General features: G+C 72.0%; 11 protein-coding genes and 1 pseudogene. 7 read left to right on the forward strand and 5 right to left on the reverse strand.

The features are described 5' to 3' along the window. On the forward strand, window positions 1-971 hold a 971-nt coding region (locus D474_RS0113360; protein WP_017614060.1), incomplete at its 5' end, for a hypothetical protein. Between the two features lie 61 nt (window positions 972-1,032). Here D474_RS0113360 and D474_RS0113365 read toward each other — a convergent pair. Next, entirely contained in the window at window positions 1,033-1,689 is a 657-nt protein-coding gene (locus D474_RS0113365; RefSeq protein WP_017614061.1) for a response regulator, read from the reverse strand. Then, window positions 1,686-2,915, reverse strand: a complete 1,230-nt coding sequence (locus D474_RS0113370) for a sensor histidine kinase (RefSeq protein ID WP_017614062.1) — start codon at window positions 2,913-2,915, stop codon at window positions 1,686-1,688. Before D474_RS0113370 ends, D474_RS0113365 begins: the two co-directional genes overlap by 4 nt. 158 nt (window positions 2,916-3,073) lie before the next feature. On the opposite strand from D474_RS0113370, the gene D474_RS0113375 reads away from it, so the two are divergent. Beyond that, complete coding sequence (locus tag D474_RS0113375) at window positions 3,074-4,387, forward strand: DUF418 domain-containing protein (protein ID WP_086002945.1); 1,314 nt, start codon at window positions 3,074-3,076, stop codon at window positions 4,385-4,387. 398 nt (window positions 4,388-4,785) lie between these two features. After that, window positions 4,786-5,379, forward strand: a complete 594-nt coding sequence (locus tag D474_RS0113380) for a TetR/AcrR family transcriptional regulator (protein WP_017614064.1) — start codon at window positions 4,786-4,788, stop codon at window positions 5,377-5,379. On the opposite strand, the gene D474_RS0113385 is transcribed toward D474_RS0113380, so the two are convergent. After that, window positions 5,369-6,862: an MFS transporter gene (locus D474_RS0113385; protein WP_449289353.1), complete on the reverse strand. Its 1,494-nt coding sequence runs from the start codon at window positions 6,860-6,862 to the stop codon at window positions 5,369-5,371. The two genes, D474_RS0113380 and D474_RS0113385, sit on opposite strands and share 11 nt — an antisense overlap. On the opposite strand from D474_RS0113385, the gene D474_RS0113390 reads away from it, so the two are divergent. Then, window positions 6,763-8,979: a tetratricopeptide repeat protein gene (locus D474_RS0113390; RefSeq protein ID WP_161628679.1), complete on the forward strand. Its 2,217-nt coding sequence runs from the start codon at window positions 6,763-6,765 to the stop codon at window positions 8,977-8,979. The genes D474_RS0113385 and D474_RS0113390 overlap by 100 nt on opposite strands. 10 nt (window positions 8,980-8,989) lie before the next feature. Here D474_RS0113390 and D474_RS0113395 read toward each other — a convergent pair whose 3' ends face one another. Both D474_RS0113395 and D474_RS31775 read right to left on the reverse strand, forming a co-directional pair. After that, the gene (locus D474_RS0113395; RefSeq protein WP_017614067.1) at window positions 8,990-9,412 is read right to left on the reverse strand and encodes a hypothetical protein; all 423 of its coding nucleotides are present in this window, start codon (window positions 9,410-9,412) and stop codon (window positions 8,990-8,992) included. A gap of 619 nt (window positions 9,413-10,031) precedes the next feature. Beyond that, a complete protein-coding gene (locus D474_RS31775; protein ID WP_026118460.1) occupies window positions 10,032-10,715 on the reverse strand; it encodes a hypothetical protein in 684 nt (227 codons plus the stop codon). A 213-nt stretch (window positions 10,716-10,928) separates the two neighbouring features. Between D474_RS31775 and D474_RS0113410 the strand changes: the two genes are divergently transcribed. From D474_RS0113410 to D474_RS0113420, 3 genes and pseudogenes are all read left to right on the forward strand, one after another. Beyond that, entirely contained in the window at window positions 10,929-12,011 is a 1,083-nt protein-coding gene (locus D474_RS0113410; RefSeq protein ID WP_017614069.1) for an enoyl-CoA hydratase/isomerase family protein, read from the forward strand. A 523-nt stretch (window positions 12,012-12,534) separates the two neighbouring features. Next, a complete protein-coding gene (locus D474_RS0113415; protein ID WP_017614070.1) occupies window positions 12,535-14,016 on the forward strand; it encodes a sodium/glutamate symporter in 1,482 nt (493 codons plus the stop codon). Between the two features lie 181 nt (window positions 14,017-14,197). Further along, window positions 14,198-14,426 (forward strand): annotated as a pseudogene (locus D474_RS0113420) (transcriptional regulator); the annotation flags it as partial.

The raw sequence follows: 14,426 nt of genomic DNA on the forward strand, positions 1-14,426 counted from the left end.
TGCGCGACGGTGCCCACACGACCATCACCACACGGTTCCCCAACGACGCCGTGCGCCGCTTCGCCGCCATGGAGGACAGCCACGAGTGGCTGCACCGCCTGGAGGTCGTCGGCATCGACCTGCGCGACCCTTCCCAGGTCATGGAGCTCGCCGACACCGTCGCCACGCGCGGACACCTCGACGTACTCGTCAACAACGCCGCCCAGACCGTGCGGCGCTCCCCGGCCTCCTACGCCCCGCTGCTGGAGGCCGAGGCCGAACCGGTCACCGGGGCCGGCCTGCCGCGGCCCCTGGTGCTCGGCGGCCTGCGGCCCCGCGTCCAGGAGCTCACCGGGGGAGGGGCCGAGGGCGCGCTCACCCAGGCTCGGCACGCCTTCACCCCGGAGATGCTCACCTCCCTGGCGCTGACCACCGGCGCGGCCTCCATGGACCGTGTCCGCTCCGGAACCGCCATCGACGCGGGCGGGCTCGTGCCCGACCTGGCGCCCGTCAACAGCTGGACCCAGAACGTCGGCGGGGTCGACCCCGTGGAGATGCTCGAGGTGCAGCTGTGCAACGTCAGCGCGCCGTTCATGCTGGTCGACCGCTTGCGCCCCGCCCTGGCCGCCTCACCGGCCCGCCGCACCCACGTCGTCAACGTCTCCGCGATGGAGGGCGTCTTCGGCCGCGGGTACAAGGGCTCCGGACACCCCCACACCAACATGGCCAAGGCCGCGCTCAACATGCTCACCCGCACCAGCGCGCAGGAGATGTTCGAGAGCGACGGAACGCTCATGACCAGTGTCGACACCGGATGGATCACCGACGAGCGCCCCCACCCCGACAAGGAACGCCTCGCAGCGGCCGGGTTCCACGCCCCGCTCGACCTCGTCGACGGCGCCGCGCGCGTCTACGACCCGGTGGTGCGCGGGGAGGCCGGCGAGGACCTCTACGGGTGCTTCCTCAAGGACTACCGCCCCGCCCAGTGGTGAGACCCGCCGTGCGGTGCTCTCCGGGCCCCGGCGAGCCGTGCACCGGTCGGCGGGCCCGGCTTCAGGTCGCGAGCCCGTTCCGGTACGCCCACGCGGCGACCTCGACGCGGTTGCGCGCGCCCAGCTTCTCCTGCACACGTGCCAGGTGGGTCTTGACGGTGCTCACGGTCACGTACAGCTCCTCGGCGACCTCGGTGTTGGTCGCACCGCGTGCGACGGCCTGCACGATGTCGCGCTCGCGCACGGTCAGCCCGTCCTTCGGCCCACCCCGGTCCGCCCCGGACGCGTGCGCCGTCGCGAAGTGCCGCAGCAGCCGCACGGTGATGCGCGGGGACACGAGCGCGTCGCCCCGGTCGGCCGCCCGCACGGCCTCCATGAGCAGGGACGGGCCCGCGTCCTTGAGCAGGAACCCGACAGCGCCACCGGTCAGCGCCGCGTGCACGTACTCGTCGAGGTCGAACGTGGTCACCACGACCACCCGCAGCGGGTCCTCGACGCCGGGGCCGGCGAGCCGCCGGGTGGCCTCCAGGCCATCGATGCCGGGCATGCGCACGTCCATGAGCACGACGTCCGGGCGCAGCTCACCGGCCAGGCGGACCGCCTCGATCCCGTCCCCGGCCTCGCCGGCCACCTCGATCCCGTCCTCGGCGTCGAGCATGTAGCGGAACCCCGTCCGCACCATCGGCTGGTCGTCGGCCAGCAGCACACGGATCGTCACCGCGCCTCGTCCCTCTCTCGTTCCGGTACGGGGATGCTCGCCCGCACACTCCAACCCTGCTGTTCCTGCGCGGGGCCGGCGCTCAGTTCACCACCCAGCATGCGCACACGCTCGGCCATCCCGACCAGTCCGTGGCCGCCGCCCCCGCGCCGCGGACTGCCGTGCCCGTCGTCGTCGGTCTCCAGTGCCACCGAGCCCTCGGCGGCCTCGATCCGCACGTTCACCCGGCCGGCCCCGCGCGCGTGCCGCAGCGCGTTGGTCACCGACTCCTGTGCGACCCGCAGCAGCGCTGTGCCCACGTCCGGCGGCAGGGCGTCGACCGCGCCGGAGACCTCGACCGCCACCCCGGGGCGGCCGGGCGCGGCCGGAGCGGCGAGCCCGCGCAGGCCGTCCTCGACGGCGACGGGGGAGAGCGGGGCCGGACCCTGCTCGCGCAGCCCGGAGACCAGCCCCCGCATGGACTCCAGGGCACGAGTGCCGGCCTGCTCGATCTGCGGCAGAGCCTCGCGCAGGGCCTCCGGGTCGCGTTCGGCCACGTGCCGCAGGGCCTGTGCCTGCACCACGATCCCGGTGACCTCGTGCGCGACGATGTCGTGCAGATCACGGGCGATGGCCAGGCGTTCGGTCTGCCGGGCCCGTTCCTCGCGTGCCCGCCGTTCGTTCCCGTGCCACCGCAGGTACAGGCCGGGGGCGAGCGCGACCACGACCATCAGCAGGGCGTTGGAGGGGTTGAGTGTGAAGGGGTCGCGCAGCACGTCGGAGTAGGCGGCCACGAACCCCAGGAACGACACGACGACGATCTGCGGGACGTTGCAGCGCAGCGCGGTCAGGGCCATCAGGGCCAGCAGCGCGGCCATCTCCGAGGCGGCAATGGGGTGACCGAACATCCCCCGCGGCAGCGGCCACACGAGCACCGAGAGCGCGGTGACCACCAGCGGGGCCGCCACCGCGGCCGCGAGGGTCGCGCGCGGGCCCGTGCGCGGGCGTACGACTGCCACCAGCAGCAGCACACAGATCCCGCCGGAGACGGTCGGTCCGAAGTCCATCGGTCCGGTCGGCGGGCCTGGCCAGTCCTCGTGACCGGGGATCGCGAGGGCGTTGCGAAGGTCGAACACCCACAGCAGGACCAGGAGCGCGGACAGGGCCACGGCGGCGGTGACGGCCAGCGCGCGGGGCCGGTTCGCCGGATCGGTGACGTGCCGTGTCAGAGCGGAGAGGCTGGGCATGGAGCCAGGTTATGGCGGTCTGTCACGGGCGGGTATCGGCTGAAAGGACGAACGGAGGCGCCGGCAGTGTCGGCCTGCGGGGCGATGTGCCGGGGCCGGTGCGCGGCGGATGATCGGGGCGACCCCATCGAGGAAGGGACACCACCGCCGTGGAACCCATGACCCCCGACCCCGCCCGCACCGCAGGTGCCCCGCGCGATGCGCACGCCGCGGGCGCGGCAGTCGATCCGCAGGTCGCCGCCGCCGAAGGCGCCGCCGACGACGCCCCCGCCTCGAGTGGGGCGTTCGCCGGTACCGTGCGCGCCCAGGACCCGCAGGACGCGACCGCTTCGGGCGCCCCACTCGCGCCCGGGCGGCGCATCCCGTTCCTGGACGCGGCCCGCGCCGTCGCGATCGTGGGCGTCGTCCTCATGAACGCCACCACCGTCGTCATGGCGTCCGAGCGCGCCGGGGAGGCACCGGGAAGCACCCTGGCCTCGGTCGTCGACGGCGGCCTGAGCCTCCTGTTCGCCGGCAAGTCCCGCGCCCTCCTCATGGTGCTGCTCGGTGTCGGAGCGGTCCTGGCCCTGCGCTCGGTCCGCGACCGCGGCGGGCGTCCGGCGGCGGTCATGGTGCGCCGCTACGCCGTGCTCGGCCTGCTCTTCGGCCTCCCGCACCTGGCGGTCTTCAACGGCGACATCCTCACCCACTACGCCCTCACCGCGCTCGCGCTGACCCCGCTCCTGCCCCTCCTGCTCGCGGGGTCACGCGCACGCCCGCTCGTGGCGGCCGGAGTGCTGTTCGCTCTCGCCCCCGTGGTCGAGTCCCTCCTGGACCTCGGCGACCTCGGCGTTTGGAGTATGCAGGTCGCGCCGCTCCCGCAGACGCTCGGTTTCTTCTGCGCGGGGGTCTGGCTGGCCCGGCGTCCGGAGCTCGACCCCCGTTCCGGCGCCGCGGTCCCCACCCGTCTTCCCGCGGTCTTCGTGTGGACCGGCCTGGCCGCTCAGGTCCTGGGTCTGGCCACCCTGTACCTGCGCGACGTGCTCTTCCCCATGGAGCTCGACGCCGACGGGGCGCCCGTGAACCTCACCGCCGACGGGATGCCGGACGTCCCCGCGGGCGGGCAGATGCTGGTCTCGCTCTCGGGAACCTTCACCGGCCTGGGCGGCGCCATGTTCCTCCTCGGCCTGACGTGGTGGCTGCTGCGCCGCGACCGGACCGCCGCCCGGATGCTCCACGGGCTGGCCCCGCTCGGGCGCATCACCCTCACTGTGTACCTGGCGAGCACTGCCGTGTTCCTGCTCACGATGGGCCCGTTCGAGACGCAGGTCCCGCTGCTCGTCCAGTACGGGATCGCACTCGTTCTCCTCGCCGCAGCGCTCGTCTTCGCGCACCTGTGGCAGCGGGCCTTCCTGGCCGGACCGGCCGAATGGGTGTGGCGGAGCCTGACTCACCTGCGGCCCGTCCCGTTCCGGCGAGCGCACCGCCGGTGACCCCGCGAGCGGCGGGGGGGGGTNGTCAGGTGGAGGGGTGTGGATGCACACGGGCCCGGAGCAGCCCGGGAACTGTTTTCTCGGAGTGCAATTTCCTGCGAGGCGAAAAAATGCGGCCCGGTCCGTGCATAATGCCCCTGAGAGGGGAACCTATTCGCCGGGCATCGGAAGGCGACAAGGGAAGGCGGTTGTCAGACTAGAAGGTCCGTGCAATAGGATCCCGGGCCAACGGTGCGCGCGTGTGGACCCCGGCCTGTGCCCATCCGTCGCGCCGACCAGAACCCCGACAGGCCACGTCGATTTCCCGCTACCTCGGTGACCTTCCCCGATTCGGGACTACCGTCCCAATGCGTCCCCCATCGAAGGAAGAGCCGAGTCCTCACTCGATAGGGTCGCTCATGCAACACCCCCCTGACACGCTTCACGCCCGCAAGCGCCGCAAGGCCAGGGCCACGATCGTGTCGGCCGCCTTCCAACTGTTCGCCGAACACGGTTTCGACAACGTGACCGTCACCGCGATCGCCGAACGCGCCGAAGTGGGCCGCACCACGTTCTTCCGCTACTTCGGCGACAAACAACAGGTGCTGTTCGCGGACGACAGCGCCGAGGTGGAGCGCATCTGCGCCCACGTGCGCGAGAAGGCGCCCCGCCCCCTCGGCGGCAACGTCCGCGCCTGTGTCGACGCGATCCGTGAGGCGCAGGAGGCCGCCCGATCGCAGCCCTCGCTCTCTCCGGCGCACTCGGCCATCCTCGCCCGCCTGCTGCGCGAGTCCACCGAACTGCGCTCGCGATACCTGCTCACCCGGCACCAGCGGTCGGCACACATCGCCTCCGCCCTCACCGAGGCCGGTTCCCAGGAGCCCGTCGCCGTGCTGGCCGCCCACCTGTCCATGGCCTGCGAGCTCTCGGCGATGCGTCTTTCCCAGAGTCCGGAGGTCTATCCGGAGCGCCTCGACGAGGCCCATCGGATCCTCGAGGGCCTCAACACCTGAGATCGGGGCCGTCGTGGGTGCGCACCAACCGCGTCAGCCTCCGGCCCAGGAACAACACGACCAGTACGCTCACCGTGCCGATCAGCGCGTAGGGGGCGCGCAGGGCGTCGCTCTGCCCCAGCCACGGGACGAGGGCGGTCACCAGTGCGCCCCCGAGCGCCATGCCCACGGCACTCACCCCCCAGCTCACCGTGTTCATGGCCGCGTTGACCCGGCCCAGCAATCGGTCGGGCGTGATGCGCTGGCGCACCGACACCAGGGACACCGAGTACCCGATGATGAGGCCGCTCGCCAGGAAGTACCCCGCGGCCACCACCGGCACGGTCGGCACTGCGGCCACCACCCCGTACACCGCTCCCACCGTGCCCAGGCACACCGTCGGGAGCGTGCCCGCGGGCAGTGTGCGGCGCAGCCACGCCACCGACTGGCCCCCGGTCAGCCCGCCCACCGCGGAGAAGGCCATGAGCAGGCCGAACCCGACCGACCCGAAGCCGAGGGTGTCGCGCACGAACAGCACCTGAGTGGACAGCGCGGTGGCGTACGAAGTGTTGACGGCGATCGCGATGCCGGTGACCAACCGGAGCAGCGGCTGCTGCCACACNNGCTCATCCCGCGTCCGGTCCGGTGTTGCAAGTGTCAGTGGGACCCGTGCACGCACCCAGGACAGCGCGCCCACCGAGACCAGTAGCGCCGCGATGTTGACCAGGAACGGGGCGAACAACCCCACAGCCAGGAGGAAACCGCCGATCGGGCGCCCGCCGAACTCCTGCGCGATCAGCGATGCGGACCGCAGGTGGCCGTTGGCGCGCTCCAGCTGCGGCCCAGGAACCAGCGCAGGCACCGTGGTCTCGGCTGCGGTGTCGTGGCAGACCTCCAGGGCGCCGAAACAGAACGCGAAGAGCGCCAGGAGCGGAACCGAGATCCATCCGGCCGCCACCGCCACCGCCAGGAGCGTCCACAGCAGTGCCCGGGCCGCGTTGGCGCACACCATGAGCGTGAGGCGCGGGACCCGGTCCACGAGCGCGCCCGCCGGCAGCGCCAACAACCACGGCAGGGGCCCNTGAGGGAGGACGCCAACCACGGAACGGCGATCATCGCGACGCCGTCGCTGGTGTTGGAGGCCAGGGACGCCGACCAGAAGGCCCAGAACCGGCCGCCCAGGGGCTCCTTCGTACGGTGGCCGGGTTCGGTGTCGGACATGGTGCTCGCCTCCCCGCGGTCCCGTGGCGCGGAGCGGAGGGTTGCGCGCGGGGGTCACGGAACCAGCGTCAGCGTAGGGGATGCGGGGCCTCAGGGGCCGGACTCCGCGCGTGTCCGGGACCGGCCATCGCGGTTGACCTGGAGGACTGGTGCGTCCGGTCGAACTCCGCCACGATGGTCGGCGTGAGTGGCACGCACAACACGTATTCCGGCGGCAGTCCGAACATCCTCGCACAGCTCGGCCCGGTGACCGGGGGCGTGTACCTCGGTGGTTCCGAGCCACGCACGGTGCGCATCATCCCCGGCACCACGAGCGCGTTCCAGAACCGGCAGGCGGAACTGTCCGACCTCGACGCCCTCCTCGACGGGGCGGAACGCGGCCGGAGCCGGCTCTGGTGCCTGACCGGCCCGCCCGGCACAGGCAAGACCGCGCTGGCCATCACCTGGATCAACCAGCACCGGGACCACTTCAGCCACGCCCAGATCGCGATCGCCTGCGGCGGCGACCTCGGCGAGGGCCATGGCCGGGGGATCGTCGAGGTCTGCGACCGCTACTTCTCCCTGCGCGGCATCGACACGGACCGGCCCGGGTTCGACACCGACGAGGGCAAGGTCGAGATGTTCCGCGCCATGATCGAGGAACAGGACCGCCCCACCGTCCTGCTGCTGGACGACGTGCGCACGGCCGCGCAGGTGCGACCATTCCTGTCCAACACCCCCAACCTCGTCGTCATCACCACCAGCAGGCTTCCGGTCAAGGGTGTGGCCGACTCACTGCCGCGCATCTTCGGCCTCCGGCCGTTGCCCGACGGCGACGTGTCCGCGCTGTTCCGGGACGTGCTCGGTGACCAGGGGCCCGAGCGCCTCGACGCGGAACCGGAGGCCTTCGACCGGCTCGTCGCCCTGTGCGGCGGCAGCCCGCTCCTGGCCGGCACCGCCGCCGCGCTTCTGCACGACCGCACCGACCTCGGCGTCGGCGACCTGGTCGCACGCATGGAAGCGCAGGGCCGACTCACGCACCTGGTCGACTCCGTGGAGGACGGGCCCGATCCCGCCGCAGTCTTCGAGGTCTCTTACGCGGAGCTGAGCAGCAACGCACGCGCCCTCTACCGTGCGCTCGGCCTGCACCCGGTGCGCCACGTCGACCGGTGGCTGGCCGGCTCCCTGCTGCGCGACGCCCCGGACGAGGCCGGCAACCCCGGCGATCACCGGGACCCGTGGGAGCAAGCCCTGGACGAGCTGTGCAAACGCAGCCTGCTCAAGTGGGACCCGGGCTCCGGGCGTTACCTCATGGACGACCTCACCTACGAGCACGCCCGGCTGGCCGCGCAGCGCCACGGGACCGACAGCGAGCGCCACCGGTTCCGGGCACGCATCCGCGAGTACCACCTGTACGCCGCGGTCGCTGCCGACACCGTCCGGACCGCCCGCTGGCGTGTGGGCCCGCTGTACGGGGCCGAAGCGTCCTTCCCCCTGCCCACCTTCACCGGCCCGGGCGAGGGGGAGACCGAGTTCCGCGCGTGGCTGGAACACCGCCGCAACCCGGGCAACCCGGACGTGCACCGGGACGAGGATTCACCGCCCACCCCGGACCAGTGGTTCGAGGGCGCCATGGAGACCCTGCTCGAGCTGGCGCGCGGTGGCGCACCCGGGGACGCCTGGCAGCTTGCCGAGGCCACCAACGGGTACTTCACCGCGAACGGCCGCAACGACCTGCGTGCGCTGATGCTCGAGGCCGGGTTCGACGACGCGGTCGCGTGCGGGAACGCCGACGCGACCGCCCGCATGCGCGCCCAGCTCGCGGAGGCAGCTCTCGGCGCCGGTGACCTCGACAAGGCGCTGGAGCACGCGCGTGCCTCCCTCGCCGCTGCCGAGACGCCCGGTGCCGACACGCGCGGCCGGGGCGCCGCCCTGGAGTGGATCGGTCTGCACGCCCGCCGGTCGGGCGATGCGGTGGAGGCCGAACGCCTGCTGCGCGAGTCCCGGCCCTTCCTCGACCACACACGCGAACGCCCGCTCGCCCTGAGCGACATGCACCTGGGCGATGTGGCTGCGATGCGGGGTGACACGGCGGCGGCCCTGCAGTGGTACCGGACCTCGATGGAGCGGTTCCGCGCCCACGCCCGGCTGGAGCGTCCCGACCGCGCCAACGAGGGCAAGGTGCTCCTGGCGCAGGCCCGCCTCGTGCAGGCCCCCGCACAGAGTCGCACGCTGCTGGAGGAGGCGCGCGAGGCATTCCTGGCCGCCGACCGCGCTCACCAGCTCGGCAAGGTCCTGGAGGGGCTGGGCGAGCTCCTCGAGGGACGGGAGCGTGTGCGGGCCTGGACCGACGCCGCCGAGGCCTTCCAGCTCGTGGGACGGGTCGCCGAGGCCGAGCGGGTGCTGGCGCGCATCGGCTGAGGGGGACGCCCTACGGCTCGGGGATCAGGTCCACGGTGACGGTGTGCCCCGGACCGGTGCGGATCCGGAGCGGGGTCCCGTCGCACAGGTCCCTGACCCCGCCCGCCGCACCGTCGAGAAGGCGTTCGGCGAGCACCCCGGCGATGAGCCCGTGGTCCAGGGGCTGCGCGGGGTCGAGCGCCGTGTGCACGGCCGCGCCCCCGCGCGGGCGCACGGTGAACCGGTCGGGTGCGTGCACGAGCGTGTACTGGGCGCCGGGCCGGTGTTCGAAGACCGACCGGGACCACAGTTCCTCGTCGGCGGGCAGGGTGTCGCGGGGCGCCGTGACGGCGTCGGCCTGGGCGGCGATGCGGTGGTCGCGTTCCCGATGGTCGGCGACGAGCACGGCCCCCGGAACCCCCTGTGGGACGACCGTGGCCGGGGTCCGGTGCACGGACAGGTTGGTGGTGCCGTCCGGTTCGTGGTGGGTGTCGACCGCGGTCCACAGTGATGCCGGCGGGGGNCCGCGAGCAGCGCCGACGGGGTGTCCGGGGGGTCGGCGCCCATGATGCGGTAGGCCTCGGCACGCACGAGTTCGAGCGAGCGCCAGGGCGCGGAGCTCACGAGATCAGCGGCGATGCGGTGCGTGTGGGGGCGCAGCTTCCCGGCCAGGTGCAGCTGCGGGACGAGGGGCGCGTGCGGGTCGAGCCGGTGGGCGACCTCGTGGACGCGGCCGAGCCCGCTGCGGGGGTCGAGGGTTTCCTGCCCGTGGTGGTCGAGGAGGACGGGCCTTCCGAGCGCTGCGGCGTACATGCCGACGGATCCGTGGTCGGAGAGCACGTGGTCGGCGGCGACGACGGCGGCGCGCCAGCCTTCGTGGGGTGGGACGAGGTGGAGACCGGCGCGCAGGGGTGCGTCGAGCCAGGCGCGGATCTGGTGCGGGGAGTGGGCCGACCATACGTTGGGGTGGAGGACGAGGGCGACGCGGTAGTGGTCGTGGGGGAGCTCGGCGAGGAGCCGGGCGGTGAGTCCGGGGTCGACGCCGTGGAGGGAGTCCTCGTGCCAGGTGGAGTTTACGGTGACGAGTTCTTGGTGGGGGCGGACGCCGAGGGCGTGGCGGTAGCGGAGCCGGTGGGGTTCGCTGGCGAGGAGGCGGTCGTGGCAGGGGTCGCCGGCGAGGAACGCGTGGGGGAGGGCTGCGGGTGCGCCTTCGCGCAGGCGGGTGCGCTGTTCGTGGTGGGAGAGCGCGATCGCGGTGGGAACGAGGTGTCTACCGTGGCGGAGGGTGGCGTCGGAGAGCCCGAACGCCCGCGCCCTGGTTCCTGGTTCCTGGTTCCTGGTTCCTGGTTCCTGGTTCCTGGTTCCTGGTTCCAATACTTATTGTACCCGTTGCCGTGCGGGAGGCGCAGGATCGGCGAGGTGATCTCGTGGAGCTCGTCGCCGAGGCTTGCGGTGACGACGAGGTCGAAGCGGCCGGACCGGGCCTGTTCCCAGGTGAGTTCGTGGAGGCCGTGGTGGTGCACGAAGTCGTCGATGCCGGCTTCGAAGACCCCGGTGGTGCGGACGCAGTGGCGTTGCACGCGGGGGTCGTCGAGGGCGGGGAGCACGTCGGCGATGCGGGCCGCGGCGGTCAGGCTGTGCACGATGAGGAGTACGTCGAGGTCGGTGCGTGCGGTGCGCCAGTCCCGGGTGAGGGCGAGGGGCTGCGTGCGCTCCTCGTCCGGGTTCCGGCTGGTTCGGGGGGCTTGGTCCGTCACGGGTCGCAGAGCTTACTCGGCCGGGACGTCCAGCACCAAGCAGAGCGCCGCCTGTGAGGCCGCGCGCCGCCGATCCGACCCTGCTCACCCTGATTCGGCCCCGATCGCCCCGGTGCCCGGCCCCGGTTGAGAGGATCGCAGCGGCCGTACCGCACCGAGGAAGGAGAGCGCCGTGAGCACCAGCAACACCGCCGTGACCGCCGGGGACACCCCGTGAGCGCCGGGCCGGGGACAGGGGCAGGCGAAGCGGGAGAGCAGGGTGAGGTCCTGGCCGAGGTCAGGGGTCGGGTCGGACACCTGACCCTGAACCGGCCCCGTGCCATCAACGCCCTGAACCACCCCATGGTCCGCCGCATCGACGAGGTCCTCACCGCCTGGGAACAGGACGACACCGTCGTCGCGGTCGTCGTCGACGGCGCCGGTGACCGCGGCCTGTGCGCCGGCGGGGACGTCCGCATGATGCGGGACAGCGCCCTGGGCGACGGGACCGAGGCCGCGGCCTTCTGGCACGACGAGTACGTGCTCAACGCGCACATCGCACGTTTTGCCAAGCCCTTCGTCGCCCTCATGGACGGGGTCGTCATGGGCGGCGGGGTCGGGGTTTCCGCGCACGGGTCGGTGCGGGTGGTCACCGAGCGCTCCAAGGTCGGCATGCCCGAGGCCACCATCGGTTTCACGCCCGACGTCGGAGGCACCTTCCTGCTGTCCCGCGCACCCGGTGAGGTCGGTACCCACCTGGCCCTGACCGCAGGCTCGGTCGGGGCCGGCGACGCGATCGCCCTCGGCCTGGCCGACACCCACGTCCCCTCCGAGCGTCTGGCCGACCTCACCGCGGCGCTGCTCGAGGTCACCGCATCCGACCAGGTCACCGCCGTGGTCGAGCGCTTCGCCGAACCGTCCCCCGACGCCCCGTTGTCGGCCGGGCGGGCATGGATCGACGCCTGTTACTCCGCCGGCACCGCCGAGGAGATCGTGGCGCGCCTGCGCTCCCACGGGGCCCCTGAGGCGAAGGAGGCGGCGCGGACGGTTCTGGGTAAATCGCCGACCTCGGTGAAGGTGACGTTGGAGGCCCTGCGCCGGGCCCGCGAGCTGCCCGACCTCCCCGCCGTCCTGGAACAGGAGTACCGGGTCTCGTGCGGGTTCCTCACCGGTTCGGACCTCGCCGAGGGGATCCGCGCCCAGGTCGTGGACAAGGATCGCGACCCGCACTGGGACCCGTCGACCCTGGAAGCCGTGACGGACGTGGAACGCTTCTTCGCGCCGGTGGCCTCCGGGCCGCTCGATGTGCCCCGCTGAGCACGGGGCAGTGTCCCGCCGCTGGTTCCGCGGCACCGCTCGGACCAGCTGATCCTCCCCTCGCGCGTTGCGGCGCGGTCACGGTCCGGCGGCGGCGCGACATCTCTTGGTTCCGGGGCCCGGTGACGGTCGTCGCCCTCCCGGAACCCCTGCTGTGCCGTAGGCGGGCCGGTTTCCCGGATCCGTTCGGCAAGGCCGTGTCCGCGCGGCTCAGGGGAGACCTTTGTCACTCTGGGGACTATGTGACCCGTGGGTAACCTTCCAAGTGCTGTGGCACGGCTTATCCAGATCTGACCTGGTCTTGAAGGTTCACCCCGAAATGTGTGGAGCACCGACAAGACCTGTATAGGATCGCCCAAGCGATCGCGTCACGTGGATCACTCACGTGAGCGAGCTACCTCCCAGCCACCGCCCCTGCGTCACCCGTGTGTCCGTCGCGTCCTGAGCCAACGCGACCGGTGGGTGTGCAGGGGCCGAATGTTGCCCTGAACCGTCCGCTACGGGACCGCATTGAGAGGTAGAAATGTCGGCTGACACCGTGGGTCTCGCACTCCTCCTGTTGGGAGGTCTGCTGCTGGTCTCCAAACTCGTCCGGGTCAAGTGGAAGCTCTCGCAGAAGCTCTACCTGCCGAGTTCGATCATTGGCGGCGGTATCGCGCTGCTCCTCGGCCCCGACATCCTCGGATGGTTCGCCGGTCTTCTCGCCGACCGCGGGATCGCCGAGGGCTTCGCCGAGCGCGTCCAAGAGGGCGGCCTGTTCGGTACGGACATCATGTCGGTCTGGGCCGAGCTGCCCGGCCTGCTGATCTCCGTGGTCTTCGCGAGCCTCTTCCTCGGCAAGCGCCTGCCGAAGCTGAAGGAGACCGTCGACCTCGCCGGTCCCAACCTGGCCTTCGGTGTGACCGTCGCCAGCGGCCAGTACGTCATCGGCCTGCTCCTGGCGATCTTCGTGCTCGTGCCGCTGTTCAACGTGCCGGTCTTCTCCGGCGCGCTCATCGAGATCGGCTTCCTCGGCGGACACGGCACTGCCGCCGGGCTCGGCAGCACCTTCGATCAGGTCGAATGGGTCGAGGGCCAGGACCTCGCCCTGGGGCTGGCCACGGTCGGCCTCCTGTCCGGTGTCATCATCGGCATCATCCTCATCAACTGGGGCGCCCGCCGCAACAAGACCCACGTCATCGATGCCGACAACCGCGGAACCGCCAACGAGCAGGCCGGCCTGGTCGAGCGTGAGAACCGCACCGCGGGCTCGACCATGACGATCCACCCCTCGTCCATGGACCCGCTGACCCTGCACTTCGGCCTCATCGCCGTCGCGGTCATCATCGGCCAGCTGATCCTGTCCGGCCTCCAGTGGCTCGAGCAGGCAGTGTGGGCCGAGAGCATCGAGGTCCTGGCCTACGTGCCGCTGTTCCCGCTCGCCATGATCGGCGGCATCGTCGTCCAGATGTTCATCGACCGGTTCGACAAGAACCACCTGGTGGACGAGCGCTCCATCGAGCGCATCCAGGGCTTCTCGCTCGACGTGCTCATCATCGCCGCCATGGCCACGCTCTCCCTGCAGGCCATCGCCGACAACATCGGTGTCTTCGCCATCCTGGCGATCTCCGGCATCGTCTGGTGCGTGTTCGCGTTCCTGTTCCTGGCCCCGCGCATGATGCCGAACTACTGGTTCGAGCGCGGCATCGGCGAGTTCGGCCAGTCCATGGGTGTGACCGCCACCGGTATGGTCCTCATGCGCGTCGTCGACCCCGAGGTCAAGACGCCCGCGTACCCGGCGTTCGGGTACAAGCAGCTCGTCTTCGAGCCGTTCTTCGGCGGTGGTCTGGTCACCGCCGCCGCCATCCCGCTGATCGTCAGCCCGCTCGTCGGGGCCTGGGGCTTCCTGGCGATCATGGCGGTCACCATGGTCGCGGCCCTCTTCTTCGGCCTCGTCGTCCTGCGGCGGCGGTACAGGAAGGCGGCTCAGGCCGTGGCAGGCGCAAAGGAGGGCGCCTCCGTCTAGCGCGGACCGCGCGGCCCTTCAGGGCACATCGCGAGGGCGCCCGCCGGACCCGGCCCGGGTCGGCGGGGGGCCCNNNNGCCTTGTCCACCCCCTTGCCAAGGCAGCTCGGGCGCGGTTTCAATACGGTCCCGGGGTGGTTTCCCGCCGGGGGAGAGCAGTCACCGCGACGGAGGGGCACACGATGTCCGACTCAGCGAACGCGTGGCCGTGGATGGCCGACCCCGACGCCGTCCGCCGGGACGTGGAGCACGCCCACGAGCACTTCACCGACTCCGGCCGCGTCGACGCCCGTGTGCGGTCGATCGTGGGTGAGTCGTGGCTGCGCAGCGCACGCCACGGCGTGGACCCGGAGAGCGACGGGCCCCGGGTCGAACTCGACACGCACGACCTGCGCGACCACAGGCTGGGGC

This window comes from Nocardiopsis salina YIM 90010 (assembly GCF_000341025.1).
Taxonomy (GTDB): domain Bacteria; phylum Actinomycetota; class Actinomycetes; order Streptosporangiales; family Streptosporangiaceae; genus Nocardiopsis; species Nocardiopsis salina.